Origin of the sequence: Gordonia sp. VNK21, from assembly GCF_046098115.1 — a bacterium.
Taxonomy (GTDB): Bacteria; Actinomycetota; Actinomycetes; order Mycobacteriales; family Mycobacteriaceae; genus Gordonia.
Genome location: NZ_JBJURU010000001.1, coordinates 477,775 through 494,319 on the forward strand (window position 1 = coordinate 477,775; position 16,545 = coordinate 494,319).

Annotated in this window: 12 protein-coding genes and 1 tRNA gene; 4 read left to right on the top strand and 9 right to left on the bottom strand. The window is 70.2% G+C overall.

The window, feature by feature from the left end; all coding sequences use genetic code 11:
* Positions 1-3: 3 nt before the first annotated feature.
* The 4 genes from ACJMNC_RS02400 to ACJMNC_RS02415 are packed head-to-tail and all read right to left on the bottom strand — an operon-like array spanning position 4 to position 5,212.
* Positions 4-1,701 (bottom strand): dipeptide ABC transporter ATP-binding protein, encoded by a 1,698-nt coding sequence (locus ACJMNC_RS02400; RefSeq protein ID WP_408946339.1) that lies wholly within the window; start codon positions 1,699-1,701, stop codon positions 4-6.
* Complete coding sequence (locus tag ACJMNC_RS02405) at positions 1,701-2,663, bottom strand: ABC transporter permease (RefSeq protein ID WP_408946340.1); 963 nt, start codon at positions 2,661-2,663, stop codon at positions 1,701-1,703. The genes ACJMNC_RS02400 and ACJMNC_RS02405 overlap by 1 nt, the downstream gene beginning before the upstream one ends.
* Positions 2,663-3,619: an ABC transporter permease gene (locus ACJMNC_RS02410; RefSeq protein WP_408946341.1), complete on the bottom strand. Its 957-nt coding sequence runs from the start codon at positions 3,617-3,619 to the stop codon at positions 2,663-2,665. The genes ACJMNC_RS02405 and ACJMNC_RS02410 overlap by 1 nt, the downstream gene beginning before the upstream one ends.
* Before the next feature lie 3 nt (positions 3,620-3,622).
* Positions 3,623-5,212, bottom strand: coding sequence for an ABC transporter substrate-binding protein (locus ACJMNC_RS02415; protein WP_408946342.1), 1,590 nt, complete (start codon positions 5,210-5,212; stop codon positions 3,623-3,625).
* Between the two features lie 254 nt (positions 5,213-5,466).
* Between ACJMNC_RS02415 and ACJMNC_RS02420 the strand changes: the two genes are divergently transcribed.
* Together ACJMNC_RS02420 and ACJMNC_RS02425 are read left to right on the top strand one after the other, a co-directional pair.
* Entirely contained in the window at positions 5,467-7,800 is a 2,334-nt protein-coding gene (locus tag ACJMNC_RS02420; protein ID WP_408946343.1) for a sulfatase-like hydrolase/transferase, read from the top strand.
* Positions 7,801-7,938: 138 nt separating this feature from the next.
* Positions 7,939-8,925, top strand: coding sequence for a TauD/TfdA dioxygenase family protein (locus tag ACJMNC_RS02425; protein ID WP_408946344.1), 987 nt, complete (start codon positions 7,939-7,941; stop codon positions 8,923-8,925).
* 125 nt (positions 8,926-9,050) lie between these two features.
* On the opposite strand, the gene ACJMNC_RS02430 is transcribed toward ACJMNC_RS02425, so the two are convergent.
* Together ACJMNC_RS02430 and ACJMNC_RS02435 are read right to left on the bottom strand one after the other, a co-directional pair.
* Positions 9,051-10,361, bottom strand: coding sequence for a cation:proton antiporter (locus ACJMNC_RS02430; RefSeq protein WP_408946345.1), 1,311 nt, complete (start codon positions 10,359-10,361; stop codon positions 9,051-9,053).
* Positions 10,362-10,380: 19 nt separating this feature from the next.
* Entirely contained in the window at positions 10,381-12,090 is a 1,710-nt protein-coding gene (locus tag ACJMNC_RS02435; protein ID WP_408946468.1) for a flavin-containing monooxygenase, read from the bottom strand.
* 312 nt (positions 12,091-12,402) lie between these two features.
* Between ACJMNC_RS02435 and ACJMNC_RS02440 the strand changes: the two genes are divergently transcribed.
* Positions 12,403-12,789 (top strand): PGPGW domain-containing protein, encoded by a 387-nt coding sequence (locus tag ACJMNC_RS02440; RefSeq protein ID WP_408946346.1) that lies wholly within the window; start codon positions 12,403-12,405, stop codon positions 12,787-12,789.
* A gap of 39 nt (positions 12,790-12,828) precedes the next feature.
* Here the strand turns inward: ACJMNC_RS02440 and ACJMNC_RS02445 are convergent, their stop codons facing one another.
* Together ACJMNC_RS02445 and ACJMNC_RS02450 are read right to left on the bottom strand one after the other, a co-directional pair.
* Positions 12,829-13,326: a single-stranded DNA-binding protein gene (locus ACJMNC_RS02445; protein ID WP_408946347.1), complete on the bottom strand. Its 498-nt coding sequence runs from the start codon at positions 13,324-13,326 to the stop codon at positions 12,829-12,831.
* A gap of 175 nt (positions 13,327-13,501) precedes the next feature.
* Positions 13,502-15,637 (bottom strand): cytochrome c oxidase assembly protein, encoded by a 2,136-nt coding sequence (locus ACJMNC_RS02450; RefSeq protein WP_408946348.1) that lies wholly within the window; start codon positions 15,635-15,637, stop codon positions 13,502-13,504.
* Between the two features lie 57 nt (positions 15,638-15,694).
* On the opposite strand from ACJMNC_RS02450, the gene ACJMNC_RS02455 reads away from it, so the two are divergent.
* Positions 15,695-15,768: transfer RNA gene (locus tag ACJMNC_RS02455), tRNA-Arg, on the top strand.
* A gap of 128 nt (positions 15,769-15,896) precedes the next feature.
* Here ACJMNC_RS02455 and ACJMNC_RS02460 read toward each other — a convergent pair.
* Complete coding sequence (locus ACJMNC_RS02460; protein ID WP_408946349.1) at positions 15,897-16,490, bottom strand: VOC family protein; 594 nt, start codon at positions 16,488-16,490, stop codon at positions 15,897-15,899.
* Between the last annotated feature and the right edge of the window lie 55 nt (positions 16,491-16,545).

Genomic DNA, 16,545 nt, shown 5'->3' on the forward strand with positions numbered 1-16,545 from the left:
GTGTCACCGCCGGGCGCCCGCCAGGGCCTCCCGGCGTGCGCGCTGGAGCACCGGATCCGGGTACGGCACGGCCGCCACCAGCTCGCGGGTGTACTCGTCGGCCGGCGACGACAGCACGGACGCGGCGGGACCGGCTTCGACCACCTGTCCCGCACGCAGCACCACCACCTCGTCGGAGACCTGCTCGACGACGGCCAGGTCGTGGCTGATGAACAGCGCGGCGAAGCCCAGGTCGCGCTGCAGGTCGGCGAACAGTTCCAGGACGCGCGCCTGAACCGAGACGTCGAGTGCACTGGTCGGCTCATCGGCGATCAGCAGCTCCGGTCCGGTGGCCAGCGCCCGTGCCAGGGCCACCCGCTGCCGCTGCCCGCCGGAGAGCTCGTGCGGCAGCCGGCCCGCGAAGCTGCGGGGCAACTGCACGGCGTCGAGCAGTTCGTCGACGCGCTCGTCGCGGCCGCCGAGATGGGCGATGACCAGCGGTTCGGCGATCGACTGGGCCACTGTGAACCGCGGATCCAGGGAGGCCGCCGGATCCTGCGGCACGAAGGCGATCCGGCGCCGCAGCCGGCGCAGCTCACCGCGGGATGCACCGGTCACGTCCTGACCGGCCACCGCGATCCGGCCGGCCGTGACCGGCAGCAGTCCGCCGATGGCCCGGCCCAGCGTGGTCTTCCCGGAGCCGGACTCCCCCACCACGCCGAGTACCCGGCCGGGTGCGACGCTCAACGACACCGCCGAGAGCGCCACCGCGCCGCGACGGCCGAACCGGCCCGGATGAGTCACGGTCACGTCGTCGACGAGCAGGGCCGGGACCGGGTCCGCCCGGACCGGCTCCTCCGGGCCGGCCGTCTCACGGCCGACGGTGACCGGGGCGAGCTCCGTCGCGCGCGGGTCGTCGCCGGGCTCGGGCAGCCGGGGTACGGCGGCCAGCAGCTGCCGGGTGTACGGATCTGCCGGTTCGGCGAAGACCCGGTAGACGTCGCCGCGCTCGACGGTCTCGCCCAGCTGCACCACGACCACCTCGTCGGCGATGTCGGCCACCACGCCCAGGTTGTGGGTGATCAGCAGAATCCCCGCGCCGGTCCGGTCCCGCAGCCGGGCCAGCAGATCGAGGATCTCCCGCTGCACCTGGACGTCCAGGGCGGTGGTCGGTTCGTCGGCCAGCAGCAGCACCGGATCGTTCGCCAGCGCCAGCGCGATCACCACCCGCTGCCGCTGACCGCCGGAGAGCTGGTGCGGATAGTGGTCGACCTTGGTCGCGGCATCGTCGATCTCGACCAGCTCCAGCAGTTCGACGGCCTGGGCACGGGCACGGGACCGCGACACCCGGCGATGGGCGCGCAGCGCCTGCGCGAGCTGCCAGCCGACGGTGCGTCCCGGGTTCAGGGCGGTCTGCGGCTCCTGGAAGATCATCGCGACCCGGTCACCGCGGACGGCGTCGAGCTCGCGTTCGCTGCGGCCGAGCACCTCCACGCCGTCCACCTTCACCGAGCCGGTGGCCTCGGCCCCGCGCGGCAGCAGCCCGATGGCCGCACGCGCAGTCATCGACTTCCCGGAGCCGGATTCGCCCACCAGGGCGACGATCCGCCCGCGCGGGACGGTCAGCGAGATGCCGGCCACCGCCGGCCGCGGGTAGTCGAACCGCACCCACAGGTCGTCGACCGCCAGGGCCGGTGGCTGCCCGGAAGTGTCGTCGGTCATCAGATCCTCCTCGAACGTGAGATCGCCTGGGCGATCAGATAGAAGCCGAGCACCAGCAGCGAGATCACCAGCAGCGGCGCCACGGCGAACCACGGATTGGTCTCCAGATAGCCGTTTCCGGCCGCCAGGATGGCGCCGAGCGTCGGGGTGGGTGCCGGAACGCCGACGCCCAGGAAGCTGAGCGCACCGTCGAGGAAGACGGCCAGCGACAGCGACAGAGCGAACTGCACACCCAGGGCCTCAACCGAATTCGGCAGTACGTGCCGGGCCAGGATGCGGATCGGTCCCGCGCCGCTGACTCGGGCGGCCTCCACGTACGGCTGTTCGCGGACGCGCAGCACCGCGGTGCGGGTGAGGCGGGCGAAGATGGGGATCTCGGCCAGTGCGATCACCAGTGCCACCGTGAAGCCACTCGGGCCCAGAATCGCGGTCAGGGCGATACCGAGGATCAGCGCCGGGAACGCCAGGATGACGTCGAAGACGCGCTGCGCCAGGACGTCGCTGACCGGATGTCCGACCGTCACCAGGCCGGCGAGGGTGCCGATCGCCGCGCCGATCGGCACGGCGGTGAAGACGATGAGCAGATCCACCCGGATCCCGTAGAGCACGCGGGAGAGCACATCGCGGTTCAGATCGTCGGTGCCGAACCAGTGCGTCCAGCTCGGGTTGAGCAGATACGCGCCGTCGAGCTGCTGCTCGGGACCGTAGGGCGCCAGCACCGGGGCGAACAGGCCGAGCAGCACCACCAGCAGCACCAGCCCGGTGCCCAGTGCCCCGGTCCCGGTGACCAGGCTGCGCCACAGCGGGGTCCGGGTGCGTGACCGGTTGCGGTCGGCCGGCGACTCCGGCAGCAGTCCGGGTGCGATCTCTTCGGCGCCGCGGCGGGCGGCGGAGTCCGGCGCTGCGGCGGCGGCGATGTTCCCGGCGGCCGCGCCGCCCTGATGGAGGTCCGAACGTGTCATCACTGTCCTGCCAATCGGATTCGGGGGTCGAGCCAGGCGTGCAGCACATCGGCCGCGAGCTGGATGAGTACGAAGACAGTCACCGACAGCAGGATCAGCACCTGCACCAGCGGATAGTCGCGGGCGAAGATCCCCTCCTGGGTGAGCAGCCCGAGCCCGGGCCAGCCGAAGATCGCCTCCACCAGGACGGCGCCGCCGAGCAGACCGCCGACCGTCAGCCCCAGCGCGGTGAGGGTGGGCGGCAGCGCATTGCGCAGGGCCGTCGACAGCACCACCCGGCGCCGGCCGATGCCCAGCGACCGCGCGGTGGTCGCATACGGCTGAGCCAGTTCGGTGTGCAGCGCCTCGGTGAGGAAGCGGGCCAGCAGCGCCCCGGCCGGGAGGCCCAGGGTGACCGCGGGCAGCAGCAGGTACTGCGCACTGATCTGCAGGCTGTCGGTGAAGCCGTCGGGCGGGGTGCCGCCGGCCGGAAGCAGCCGCAGGTGCACCCCGAAGACCAGGATCGCCAGCGTCCCGACGACGAAGGTGGGCAGCGCGATCGCCGCGGCGTTGATCACCGTCAGCACGGCGTGCACGACCTTGTTGTCGACCAGTACCGCGGTCAGGCTGAGCGCCGCAGCCAGCACCAGCGCCACCAGCAGCGCGGTTCCGGTCAGTACCAGGGTGTTGGTCAGGCCGTAACCGATCAGCGAGCTGATCGACCCGCCCACCTGGTAACTGCGGCCGAAGTCGCCGGTCAGCACACCGCCGAGCCAGTCGACGTACTGGGTGAAGAAGCCGCGGTCGAGCCCCAGGTCGGCCCGGATGGCAGCGAGCTGCTCCGGGCCGGCGTCCGGACCGGCCAGCGCCGATTCGGGACCGCCGGGGACCCAGCGGAGGATGGCGAAGATGAGCAGGGAGGCCACCACCAGGACCACCAGGGCGGTCGGCAGGCGGCGCAGCAGATATCCGGTCATGTGTCAGTCGTTTCGGTTGCTGGTCAGATAGGTCTTCGCCAGGTGGAGCCGGCTGATCTTGTCCCAGGTGATCGCACCGACCGACGGTGCGGCCGCGATCTTGGGAATCGTCACGCCGATCTCGATGAGGAACAGGTCGGCGAGGTAGCGGTCGTTGAGCTCCCGGTACGCCGCCGTGGCGGTCGCGGAGGTGGGCGTGGGTGCCACCCATGCCGCCGTGGCGGCGTCGCTGTATCGCTGGTTGGAGTAGTTGGAGCTGTTCTTCGCGGCGTTGAACGGGTAGGCGGAGACCGCCAACGTCGACGGGGTGAACTGCGCGAAGCCGTGCTCGAGGACCCATAGCCCGTCGAAGGAGCCGGCGATGAGCTTGCCGGTCTGCTGGGTGTAGTCGTTCGGGACCAGCTTCACGTCCAGCCCGATGTCGGCCAGATTCGACTGCACGATCTCGGCGACGATGCCGTAGGTCCCGCTGGTCGAGTAGTCGATCGTCAGCTCGGGCACCGGGCCGTGTTCGGCGAGCAGCTTCCGGGCCCGGTCCAGGTCCCGGCCGTAGGTGCTCGTCCCGCGCGGCTCGAAGGCCGGCGACGATTGCGGCCACGGCAGGTTGGAGACGTAGCCGCTGCCGCGGTAGACGTCGGTGATGATGCGGTCGCGGTCGATGGCCAGCGCGATCGCCTTACGGACCCGGACATCGCTCAGTGCGGGGTTCGTGAGGTTGACGCCCACGTAGGTGGCGCCTTCGGCGCCGGTGAAGGTGACGTCGGTGAACCCGTACCGGCTGGTCGCGAGTTCCTGGTCGTGATACGAGAGGCTGGTGGCCACGTCCAGCTGGCCGGTGCGCAGCCGTGAGTACGCCGACTGCTCGTCGGAGACCACCACCAGATCGACACCGTCCAACGGCGGCGGACCGCCCCAGTAGGCGTCGTTGCGGACCAGCTGCACCTGCGACTTCGGCCGCCAGCCGGAGAACCGGAACGGGCCGGTGCCGTTGAACTCGGTCCCGGCCTGCAACTGCGGCAAGGTGTTCCCGTCGATGATCGGCGCCACCGAGAGAAGATCGAAGACGTTGCTGAGCGGATGCTCGAAGCGCAGTACCGCCGTGTGCGGATCACTGGTGTCGAAGCCGGTCACCGCCGCCGCGGTCCGCTTGAACTGCGGGTTCCACGAATCGTCCAGATACGCCCGGATCGAGGACTCCACATCGGCGGAGACGAAGGGGCGGCCGTCGTGGAAGTGCACGTCGCGCCGCAGCTGCAGGGTCAGCGACCGTCCGTCCGGGGCGAGCTCCCACGAGGTGGCCAGCGCCGGCTGCGGGGTCAGATCGTCGCGGTCGTAGGTGACGAGGGTGTCGAAGACGTTGGCCAGCAGCTGACCGTTGGCCGGCGAGGTACCGATCTGCAGGAGAGTCTTCGGCTGCAGGTCGCCGAGCACCCCCACTCGCAGGGTGCCGCCGCGCGGGGCCGGCTCACCGGGCGCGAGGCTGGTGGCCGGGGCCGCCTGCCGCGCCACCGCGGACTCGCAACCGGTGGCGGCGACGGTCAGCAGCGCGGCAAGGGCGAGCACCACGAGGTGGCGGAGTCGTCGTGACTGCATGGTCGGGAGTTCCTTCTGGGCTGGGCGGGACTGGGGCCGGCATGGCTGTGACGAGTTCACCGGGCCGTGCACCGGCCGCCGTCGGACCGGGCATGGTGGGCAATACTCCGCCGGACCGGCCTCCGGCAGAAGGATTTTCATCGCGGTGAATCGAACCGGTGACACTGCCCTGCGGGCGGAGCAATGTGCTCAGCCGTGCCCCGCAACGACCGCGGCACATCGTCTCCCGCCCCCGATCGATGGAGTCCGTCCGGATGTCTTCCACCCCACCGCCCTATGCCCGCGGCTACGACGATTTCGGCGGTGTGGCCGCCCGCACCAGTTCACAGTCGCAGCCGTGGTGGCCGGAGCAGCCACAGCCACCGGAGAAGGCCCCGAACATCATCGTGGTGCTGGTCGACGACATGGGCTACGCCGACATCGGTCCGTTCGGCAGCGAGATCTCCACCCCGAATCTGGACCGGCTGGCCTCCGCCGGCTACCGGCTGAGCAACTACCACACCACTCCGGTGTGCTCCCCGGCCCGCGCCGCCCTGCTGACCGGCCTGAACCCGCATCGGGCGGGCTTCGGCTCGGTGGCCAACTCCGACCCCGGCTTCCCGGGTCTGCGGCTCGAACTCGCCGACGACGTGCTCACCCTGCCGGAGATCCTCCGGGAGAGCGGCTATGCCACCTTCGCCGTCGGCAAGTGGCATCTGGTGCGCGACGCCGACCTCGGTCCCGGACGGACCCGTAAATCATGGCCGCTGCAGCGCGGCTTCGACTCCTACTACGGCTCCCTCGAGGGTCTGAACTCGTTCTTCCACCCCAATCAGCTGACCGCGGACAACTCTCCGGTCGACGTCACCGAGTATCCGGAGGACTACTACGTCACCGACGATCTGACCGACCGCGCGATCCGGCAGATCAAGGGGCTGCGGGCCCAGCAGCCCGACAAGCCCTTCTTCCTGTACTTCGCCCACATCGCGATGCACGGCCCGCACCAGGTCAAGGACGAGGATCTGGCCCGCTATCGCGGAAAGTACGCGCAGGGCTGGGACGAGGTGCGCCGCCGGCGCTTCGAGCGGCAGGTGCAGAGCGGGCTGTTCGATCCGGGCACCCCGATCGCCGAACGGAACACCGAGCCGGGCTACGACGCCCCCGAGTGGGCATCGCTGACCGAGGACGAGCAGCGCCGCTATCAGCGCTATCAGGAGGTCTATGCGGCGATGGTCGACAGCGTCGATCAGTCGCTGGGCCGGATCGTCGACACCCTCACCGAACTCGGCGAACTGGACGACACGATCATCGTGTTCACCTCCGACAACGGCGGGACCGCGGAGGGCGGTGCGACCGGAACCCGTTCGTACTTTTCGCAGTTCGTGCACGGACCGGTTCCGCCGGACTGGGAGCGCGACGTCCCTCACGACGAGGAGCTCATCGGCTCGGCCGCCCTGGGTGTGCACTATCCGCGCGGCTGGGGGCAGGCATCGAACACCCCGTTCCGCTTCTACAAGGGGCAGACCTTCGCCGGCGGGGTGCGCGTGCCGTTCGTGCTGTCGTGGCCCGCCGGTCTGGCCCGCGACGACGGCGACTCGGGCGTGCGGCGGCAGTTCTCCTATGTCACCGACCTGGCACCGACGCTGCTCGAACTGGCCGGAGTGCCCACTCCGCCGACCCGGCACGGCCGGCCCGCACAGCCCCGGGACGGCGTCTCGATCGCCGAAGTCCTGCGTGACCGGAAGATCGACTCCCCGCACCGCGAGCAGTACGCGGAGTTCGGCGGTCACCGCGGCTTCTACCGGGACGGCTGGAAGCTGCTGTCACGCCACCGCAGTCCCGAGACCGTCGACGATCCGCGCTGGGAGCTCTACGACGTGCGCACCGACCCGGCCGAGACCCACGACCTGGCCGGCCAGTTCCCCGAGCTGGTCACTGAGCTCGCGCAGGCCTGGGACCGTGCGGCCTGGCACAACACCGTCTTCCCGCTCTTCGACTCGGTCGCCGATCAGATCCGACGCCGGCCGCAGGAGCAGAGCTACGCCGATCCGGTGCGGATTCTGGCGGGCACGCCGACCCTCGAGCGGTATCGCTCGAGCCGGCTGATCGCCTACCGCGACTTCGAGGTCACCGCCGAGCTGAACGGCTGGCGGCCCGGCCACGATGGGGTGATCGTCTCGCACGGCGACGTCCAGGGCGGCTATCTGCTGTTCGTCGAGGACGGCCGGATCCACTTGGTGCACAACGGCTACGGCCGGATCGCCCGGGTCGATGCGCCGCTGCCCGAGTCGGTCGACGAGATCCGTCTGCAGGCACTGGCCTCACCCGAACTGCGCTGGGACTACACCGTCTCGGTACGGAGCGGCGACGAGTGGACACGGCTGGCCGCTCTCCGCGGGCAGGTTCAGCTGGTGGGTATGGCGCCGTGGACCGGGATCACCGTCGGTCTCGACGCCCGGGGACCGGTGGATCCGCAGTTGCGGGCCCGGCGCGGCGTGTTCGCCTTCGGTCCGTCGCTGGTGGCCGTTCGCTACCGCCCCGGCACCGTCCGGGTGCCCGAGATCGTCCGGCGCGAGATCGACGAGCTGGCCGAGCTCCAGGCCGACTGATCCGTCGCGGCTGTGCGATTGCGCCCGGCGTGAGTTGAACCCAGGACGATCACAACGGTCGCCGCAGGCCGCGGTTCGCAGTTGTATTCAGGCACACACCCGAGATCACCACGACACTCCACACAGAAAGGTCACCTGATGACTCTCACCCAGATCGAGAACCGTACCGACCGCGAGAGCGCGGCCCGCGAGGTCTTCGCCGAGGCCGGAATCCTGGTCGAGAAGCTCGGCGAGAACATCGGCGCCCGCATCGGCGGCGTCGAACTGTCCGGCGAGCTGCCGGCCGAGCAGGTCGAGGCCGTCCGGCTGGCGCTGGCGCTGCACAAGGCCATCGTCTTCACCGGCCAGGACCACCTCGACGATGCCGGTCAGTACGCCTTCGCCCGGCGTCTCGGCACCCCCACCGCGCCGCACCCGACCGTGACCTCGCGCGGGGACCAGCTGCTGACCATCGAGGGAGCGGCCAACAGCTGGCACACCGACGTCAGCTTCGTCGACCGCATCCCGCAGGCGTCGATCCTGCGGGCGGTCACCCTGCCCCCGTACGGGGGCGCCACCACCTGGGCGTCGACCGTCGCCGCCTACGAGCAGCTGCCGGAACCGTTGCGCGCGCTGGCCGACCGGCTGTGGGCGGTGCACACCAACGACTACGACTACGCCACCGCCGGCGAGTCCGTGAGCGGGAACGAGCGCACTGCGGGCCGCCGCGAGTACTACCAGGAGTTCACCAGCTCCCAGTACCGCACGCTGCACCCGGTGGTGCGCGTCCACCCGCTCACCGGGGAGCGCGCACTGCTGCTCGGTCACTTCGCCACCGAGTTCGAGGGCCTCAAGTCGAGCGAGTTCGCCGACCTGTTCGCTCTCTTCCAGTCGCGTATCACCAAGCTGGAGAACACCTTCCGCTGGGCCTGGCGGCCGGGTGACGTGGCCATCTGGGACAACCGCGCCACCGAGCACTACGGCATCGCCGACTTCGGCGGTCACGACCGCAAACTGCACCGCATCACCCTCGCCGGCGACGTCCCGGTGAGCGTGGACGGCCGGTCGAGCCGGATCCTGGTCGGCGACGCCTCCCACTACTCGCCCATCGCCGAGGACGCGCTGCTGCCGACCTACGCCGGCTGATCGAGGTCCGGCGCGATCGGCGCCGGCGGAGCCACCGCGGCGGGCCGGGTCGTACGGACCCGGCCCCGCCGCCGTTCCGGGCGACGCCACCCGTCCGTCGGCCCACCGTCAGACTCGGCCCACCGTCAGACCGGAGTGCGCAGTTCCTGGCGGACGAGTTCCTCCTCGGTGGCGGTCAGCTGGCGCATGGCCCGCTTCAGCAGCGGTGGTGCCATGATCGACGTGGCGATCGCGACGATCACCACCACCGTGTAGGCGCCGGCCGACAGCACCCCGATCCGCAGGCCGGTCATCGCGATCACGATCTCGACGGCACCGCGCGAATTGAGTCCCGCTCCGATGGCGGCGGCCTCCCAACGGGTCTGCCGGGCCAGCCGGGCGCCCAGGTACGCACCGGTGAACTTGCTGACCGCTGCGGCGGCCACCGTGCCCACGGCGACCGCGGCGATCACCGGATCGGCGAGCAGCGTCAGATCCACCCGCAGACCGGCCGTCGCCAGGAAGACCGGCACCAGCACCGCCATGGTGACCGTGGTGAGCGGACCGATCAGCGCCGGTGTCCGCGGGCCGATGATCAGACCGGCCACGAAGGCGCCCAGGATCGCTTCGAGACCGAGGGCCTGGGTGAGGGCGGCCGCCGCCAGAATGAGCACGGTGCACACCGGGATCAGTACCGCCGGCGCGGCCCGTTCGCACCGGTCGAGCAGCGGACGCACCAGTGGTCGCAGGATGAGCAGCCCCACCAGGAAGACGCCGACGGTGGCACCGATCGACACGGCGATGTCGCCGGTCCGCACACCGACGGTGGCCAGTGAGGCGGTGATCGAGAGCAGGATCCAGGCGAAGGCGTCGTTGGCCGAGGCCGACGCCAGAATGAACTGGCCGACGTTGCGGTGCAGGTAGCCCATCTCGGCGAGGATCTTGGCGATCACCGGAATCGCGCTGACCGACAGAGCGGTGCCCATCATCATCGCCAGCGCCGCCGTCGAGGCGCCGTCGACCCGCATACTCGCCGGAATCAGCAGTGCCGCACCGACTCCGGCCGCGAACGGGATGATGAAGGCGAACACGCTGATCGAGGCGACCACCCGGCGCTGACGGCGTACGAAACCGATGTCGACCTCCGCCCCGGCCAGGCCGACCAGCAGGATCACCCCGAGCTGGCCGATCGCGTCGGCCAGATTCTGCTGCGCCGGATCCGAGGGGAACAGCCAGCGCTCGGCGGCCGGCCAGGCGTGGCCGAGCAGCGACGGTCCCAGGAGCACACCGGCCAGCAGTTCGCCGACCACGGCGGGCACCCCGATCCGCCGGGCCAGCGCTCCGGCGGCCACCGCCGCGGCCAGCAACACGGCCAGCTGGACCAGGAGCACCAGCAGCGCCTCGGAGCCGATGAAGGGCACCGGCTCGGGTTCGGCGCCGGCGAGCACGGTAGTCATACCGACCGATCGCCGCCTGTCACATCAGGTGTTCGGGATGCACCGACGGCGGCATCAGCGCCAGCACCGACATGTCCCAGGCCACGAAGCGCCGGTTGGCGACCGGTTCGGAGTACAGGTCGTCGTAGGCGGCCTGCCCCAGGTTGTGCGGTCCGACCAGCCGGTAGCTGGACTGGTTGAAGGCCCCGAACCACAGCTGGATGAACAGCTTGGGATTGAGCACCATCTTCCACCACGGCATCAGGCAGCCGATCTCGCTGGCCAGCGAGTCGAGGTAGAGCACCTGCGCCGGAATGGCCTCGGTGTGGGTGGGGCTGAGCGAGGTCCAGTACTCCTCCCACAGCCGGTCGCGTTCGATGCGCTGGCCGAGGTCGCGGGGCGGGCTGAGCTCGCCGCTGAGCACACGGGCGAAGTATCGAGCCTGCATCTCCGCACAGATCGGGATGCCGCCGGAGAACGGCCGCACCAGACCGATGTAAGCCGCGGTGCCGGCGTGATCCGGGTGCAGGAAGTGCTTGTACAGGTTCCGGACATTGCCGTCCTCGATCGACAGGTCGCCGATGGTGAAGTCCCGGGTGAAACCGGTGCACAGCATCACCATGTCGAAGTCGGCGCTCTGCCCGTCCTTGAACCGGACGGTGGTGCCGTCGGCGCTCGCGATTCCGGCGTCGTTGAGCGCGATCCGGCCCGAGACCAGGTGCGGCACAAAGGTGACGTTCTTGCTGAAGATCGCCTTCTGCGTCCAGCTGCCGTCCGGATGGGAGGCGCGGTTCCAGTTCCGGATGTACTCGATGTTCTCCTCGGTGGCCGGGGTGTCCAGATCGAGCATGGTCGGTTCGATGGGCTGCTGGAACGGATTGAGCCCGGTCTCGGTGGTCACCTCCGGTGCGCCGCGGAGTTTGTGCCGGAGCACGGCGACCGCCGTGGTCGCGGCACCGTAGAGCATCGAGGTCCCGATGAAGATGCCCTTGGCGATGCGGCTGCGCCCCCAGAAGGTGTCGTACTCGAGGGGCACGTCGGTGGCCCGCCGCAGCATCTCGTGCTGGTGGGAGCGGACGGTGCCGTGGTCGGTGGTGCGCACCCCGTCGGACAGCCGCGGCAGCAGGAAGCTGCGCGAGCGGATGGCCAGGGTGCACTCGGAGGCCACGTCGCCGATCTCCCGGACGATGTCGGCGCCGGATTCGGCGAGGCCCACGACCAGCACCCGCTTGCCGCGGAACGGCTCGTTGTTGCGGTACTGCGCCGAATGCACCACCTCACCGGTGAAGCCGGCGAGTTCGGGGATCGCCGTATTCGGGGTCCGGAACGGGCCGGTGCACACCGCCACCGCGTCGAAGTCTTCGATGTGCGGCGCCGGGCCGCCGTTGTCGACGGTCACCGTCCAGCCGCTGCCGGTGCGCTTGAGGTCGGTCACCGGGCTGCCGTACCGGATGTGCCCGGCGAGCCCGAAGCGCCGCGCGTACTCGCGCAGGTAGTCCAGATACTGCGCGCGGGTGTAGAAGACCCGGTCGCCGCGGTGCGGGAAGTCCGAGTAGACCATCAGCTTCATCGACACCGTCAGGTACAGATTGTCGAAGGCCTTCATCTGGTCGGCGTCACCGTCGTGGCGGTACCAGATGCCGCCGAGGTCGGCGTTCTTGTCGAAGCAGACCACCTCGTGGCCCTCATCGAGCAGCTGCTTGATCGTGGTCAGACCAGACGGACCCGCACCCACCACGCACACCTTCACCGACACAGCCTCCGTCTCACTTCGCGGCGCCTCACACGCCGTCACCCTGCGATAATTAGGTGAGGCTAACAGAATTGAGCCTTCCCTAATAAGGCGGAGTGGCACCCACTGCGTCACACCCTTCGGAGGCATGTCCGATATGTCCGTCTCTTGTGATCGCGTCCTGGGCAGATTCCGCACCGGCGCGCCCGAACGGGCGAACCGGGGTGTCATGTGTCACACTGGGAACCGCTCGCCGGTGCCCGCCCGTTGATCCTTCGACACGGCTGACACAGCGCGATGAACCCGGCCCCGACGGAAGGCACTCACGGCATGCGGCTGCGACTGAAGGTCTGGCATCGGAAGAAGCGCTATGCGATCCGCCAGAACCCGCTCGCCAACCAGGCCTACCGCCTCCTCGTCGGCACCGTCGGCGGCGTGCTGGTCCTCGCCGGACTGGCGATGATTCCGCTGCCCATCCCCGGACCGGGCTGGGCCACCTTCTTCCTCGGTCTCGGCGCCCTGTCCACCGAGTTCACCTGGGCCAAGCGCGTCACCGCCTTCATGCGCCGCCAGCTGCACCGCGCCGCCCTGATCGGCAGCGCCGTCATGACCCGCCTGCGCGACGGTTTCCACCGGCAGCTCGAGCTGCTCGGCCAGAACATGCTCGACGTCTCAGGATTCGCGCACTACCGGCTCTCCCCCATCGCCGCCGCCTGACCCGATCCGCCCGGCCACCGGCCCCGTCTCCGCACCCGTTCAGGCCACGGCGTCGTCGGGCGGCGGTTCGGCGCCCAGCGGCACCACCGGCTCGGCCGCGCCCGCACCCGCCTCGTCGTTCGGCGGCTGTCCCCAGACCGGTGCCGCCTCCCCCGGCCCGCCGTTCCCACCGGCCGCGTCGGCCGTACTCCGCTCACCGGCCGGATGGTTCAGGTCCAGTCCCAGCGAGGTGGCCGTCATCTCCAGGTCGCTGCGCCGCGCACCGTCGGCGCTCTGGTACTCGTTGGTGCGCAGGGAGCCGCGCGCGATGATCGGCGACCCCTTGACGATCACCCCGGCCGCGGCCGCGGCCAGCCGGCGCCAGCAGGACACCGTCAGGAACAGCGTCGGCCCGTCGGCCCACTGCCCGGTCTCCCGGTCCAGCCGCCGGGAGTGGCAGGCCACCCGGAAGCTCAGCACCTCGCCGCCGGCGGCTGTCTGGTGATGCCGCGGATCGGTGATCACGCGCCCAGTGACGGTCGTATAGGTCTCGAACATGTCGGCTCCTCGCTCGCGCTGATGGTTCTACGAGCGTGACGGACAGACGGACCCGGTGGCGGCCGGCCGAGCCGAATGTGGACGACGGCGCTCCGGGGCCGGGGTTGTCCACAGCCGTCGGCGGAGCCGCTTGCGGTCCGGCCCCGCCGACGGTCCGGCCGGCGGCGCAGGAGCGTCAGCGGCCGGGTGAGGACCGTCCGTCCGTCGCACCGGCCCCGTCGGCCGATTCCCCGGTAGCGCCGGACTCGGCAGCGGTGTCCGCACCGGCGGGGACCGCGGTGGTGGCCGGAGCGTTCATCTCCGCGAGCATGGCGTTGTAGGCCTCGAGTTCGGCGTCCTCGTCGCGCTCCTCACGCCGGTCGAAGCGCTTGGCCTCGCGGGTGTCGTGCCGCTGCCACTGCACCAGCAGCGCGAGCATCACCACCATGAGCGGGAACTCGCCGGTGGCCCAGGCTATGCCGCCGCCGACGGTCTGGTCGTGGGCTAGGTCGGTATGCCACGGCAGGTCCAGCCCGCGATACCACTGCTCGGCGATGATGCCCGAGGTCATCATCAGCGCCACCCCGAAGAAGGCGTGGAAGGGCAGCGATCCCCAGACGATCCCGAGTTTGGCGACCGGCCGGATGGTGCGCGGGGCCGGATCGATACCGATCACCAGCCAGTAGAAGAGGTAGCCGCTCACCAGGAAGTGCAGGTTCATCAGCAGATGCGCCGAGTGGTTGTCGACGATGTTCTCGAACAGCCCGCCCAGATACAGCACGTAGAAGCTCCCGACGAAGAGAGTCACGGCGATGGCCGGGTGCGTGATGAACCGGGAGTACTTGCTGTGAATGATGTCGAGGATCCACTCGCGCGGACCGGGCGGTGCGCCGCGGCCGGCCGGCGGGATGGTCCGCAGCGCCAGGGTGATCGGCCCGCCGAGCACCATCAGCACCGGCACCAGCATGGAGAGCATCATGTGGCCCATCATGTGCACGCTGAAGACGGCCGGCGAATAGCGCCCGAGCCCTGACGAGGTGGCGATCAGCAGCGTCGCACAGCCGAGCAGCCAGGCGATCGTCCGGCCCACCGGCCAGGCATCGCCGCGCCGGTGCAGCCGCCACACGCCGCGCAGGTAGACGATCGCGGCAACCACCGCGAAGGTGCCGAAGATCAGATCGAAGCGCCAGTCCAGGGCCAGCCGGGCCAGTGTGGGCGGGCCGTCGAGCCGGTAGCCCACCTTCAGCTCCACCTGGGTGACGTCGGCGGTGGCCAGGACCGGGGGCGGCGTGCCGGAGAGGGCGGCCGCCAGTCCGAAGGCGATCGCGAAGACCATCGTCTCCACGGCGGCGAACCGGACGAACAGGGAGCGGCGGGGGTTCTCGGCGGCCTCCACCTCGCGCAGGGTGTAGCGGCGGTGCACCCCGCCGATCACGCCGGCGATCACCAGTGCCGCCGTCTTGGCCAGCACGATCGCACCGTAGGTGGTGCTGAACAGCTGCTCGAAGTCCATCCGGACCAGCGCATTGAGCACACCGCTGGCCGCGACGACGATCAGGCACCAGAACGCCACCCGCGAATAGCGGCGCAGCGCCAGCACCCGCCAGCGTCCGCCGGCGAAGGCGTAGGCGAGGACGGCGACCAGGCCGCCGGTCCACACCGCTGCGGCCACGATGTGCAGGATCAGGCTGTTGGTGCCCACATCGTGCGAGCCGCCGGCCGACGAGTGCCCGGCCAGCGCCGGCGGCATCAGCGACAGGAAGCCGAAGAGCAGGGTGACCAGCGTCCAGCCCCAGCGCATCGCGGCCCGCGCGATGATCGCGGCGATGATCGCGAAGATCGCGGTCCACATCCAGTACCGGCATTCGGCCACCTGGCTGTACGCGGTGGTGATGACCTGCGGGCTGAGGTTCTCACTGAGCGGATGCCCTGTGGCCTGGGAGATCTTCAGCGGGATCAGGGCCAGCGCACAGACCGACCAGCCGACCATGGCGGTCGACGCCCAGCGCAGTGCCCGGTACCCGCCCGCGTCGAGCTGACCGTCCTCCTGCGGCGGGACGAAGAAGGCCGCGAAGATCGCGCTGCCGAAGCCCACCGCCGCGAACAGCTGCCCCGCCACGGTCATCACCGGCAGTCCGTAGGTGGTGGTCCATCCGGGGTCGGGAACGCCGGTCAGCTTCAGCGCGGTCGCCGCGGATGCGGCGGTCGCGATGATCGCCGCCACCGCGCCCACCACGATCGCCGTCGCGATCAGCAGTGCTCTCGGTCCCGACGGATCTCGCAGGCTGTCGCGATCGGCTGCCGCCGCCGCGCGCGAGGTCGTCGTACTCATGGTGTCCACTCTAGGTCGGGATATACTCACTCCCGTCCTCGGCCGCTGCCGGGGCACGCCTCCGTAGCTCAGGTGGATAGAGCAAGGGCCTTCTAATCCCTAGGTCGCAGGTTCGAGTCCTGCCGGGGGCGCCGTCCGCCCGGTCCGGCGGCTGTCGCCAAACTCACTCCCCGGCCCGACGAGAAGTTCGGTACCGAAGTACGCACCCCGTGCACACTTCTGTGCCGAAATTCCTGAGGCGGCCGCCGTCGGGACGGGTTCAAGCGGGCAGCACGGTGATGCCGGCGATCGATGCCTCGTCCTGCGGCGCCGGGCTGCGGGCGAGCAGCGCCACCAGATCCGGCGCGTCCGGAGGGCGGGTGAGCCCCTGCTCCGCACGATGTTCGGCACGCATCCGGGCCAGTTCCACCCTCGGCGGCTGATAGGTGATGAAGAACGGGAAGTAGCTCGGCGCGTCCCGGACGTACACCTCGACGAAACCGCCGTTCCGGTCCTCGAACCACACCTCGTCGACCACCACGTCGCGGCCGACGGCCCGCAACTCCTCCGCGGTCGCCCGCGCATCGGGCACGTCCACACCGAAGGTGAGCAGGCCGGGACCGCCGAGCCGATCGATCGCCGGGGTCAGGAGTTCGATGCCACGCGCATACTTCGAGCGGGTCACCGCATCCCAGTCGTCGACGACGGCCAGTTCCACGTACCGCTCGTCGTCGATCCCCCACGCGGCGTTGCGGAACCCGGGCAGGGTGACCGCCGCATGCGTGGTCAGCCCGAGGGCGTCGTAGCCGGCCGTGGCCGACTCCAGGTCGTCCACCCAGTGGATGAGGTGATCGAATGCGGCCCCATCGGTCACGTGCGCCTCCTTCGCCGGATACTGAGGACACCCTAACTCATTGGTCGCTCTCCTC

Coding starts and splice junctions, on each gene's coding strand:
- ACJMNC_RS02400 (WP_408946339.1), bottom strand. CDS start 1,701: ATGACCGACGACACTTCCGGGCAGCCACCGGCCCTGGCGGTCGACGAC.
- ACJMNC_RS02430 (WP_408946345.1), bottom strand. CDS start 10,361: ATGACTACCGTGCTCGCCGGCGCCGAACCCGAGCCGGTGCCCTTCATC.
- ACJMNC_RS02410 (WP_408946341.1), bottom strand. CDS start 3,619: ATGACCGGATATCTGCTGCGCCGCCTGCCGACCGCCCTGGTGGTCCTG.
- ACJMNC_RS02445 (WP_408946347.1), bottom strand. CDS start 13,326: ATGTTCGAGACCTATACGACCGTCACTGGGCGCGTGATCACCGATCCG.
- ACJMNC_RS02440 (WP_408946346.1), top strand. CDS start 12,403: ATGCGGCTGCGACTGAAGGTCTGGCATCGGAAGAAGCGCTATGCGATC.
- ACJMNC_RS02405 (WP_408946340.1), bottom strand. CDS start 2,663: ATGACACGTTCGGACCTCCATCAGGGCGGCGCGGCCGCCGGGAACATC.
- ACJMNC_RS02450 (WP_408946348.1), bottom strand. CDS start 15,637: ATGAGTACGACGACCTCGCGCGCGGCGGCGGCAGCCGATCGCGACAGC.
- ACJMNC_RS02415 (WP_408946342.1), bottom strand. CDS start 5,212: ATGCAGTCACGACGACTCCGCCACCTCGTGGTGCTCGCCCTTGCCGCG.
- ACJMNC_RS02420 (WP_408946343.1), top strand. CDS start 5,467: ATGTCTTCCACCCCACCGCCCTATGCCCGCGGCTACGACGATTTCGGC.
- ACJMNC_RS02425 (WP_408946344.1), top strand. CDS start 7,939: ATGACTCTCACCCAGATCGAGAACCGTACCGACCGCGAGAGCGCGGCC.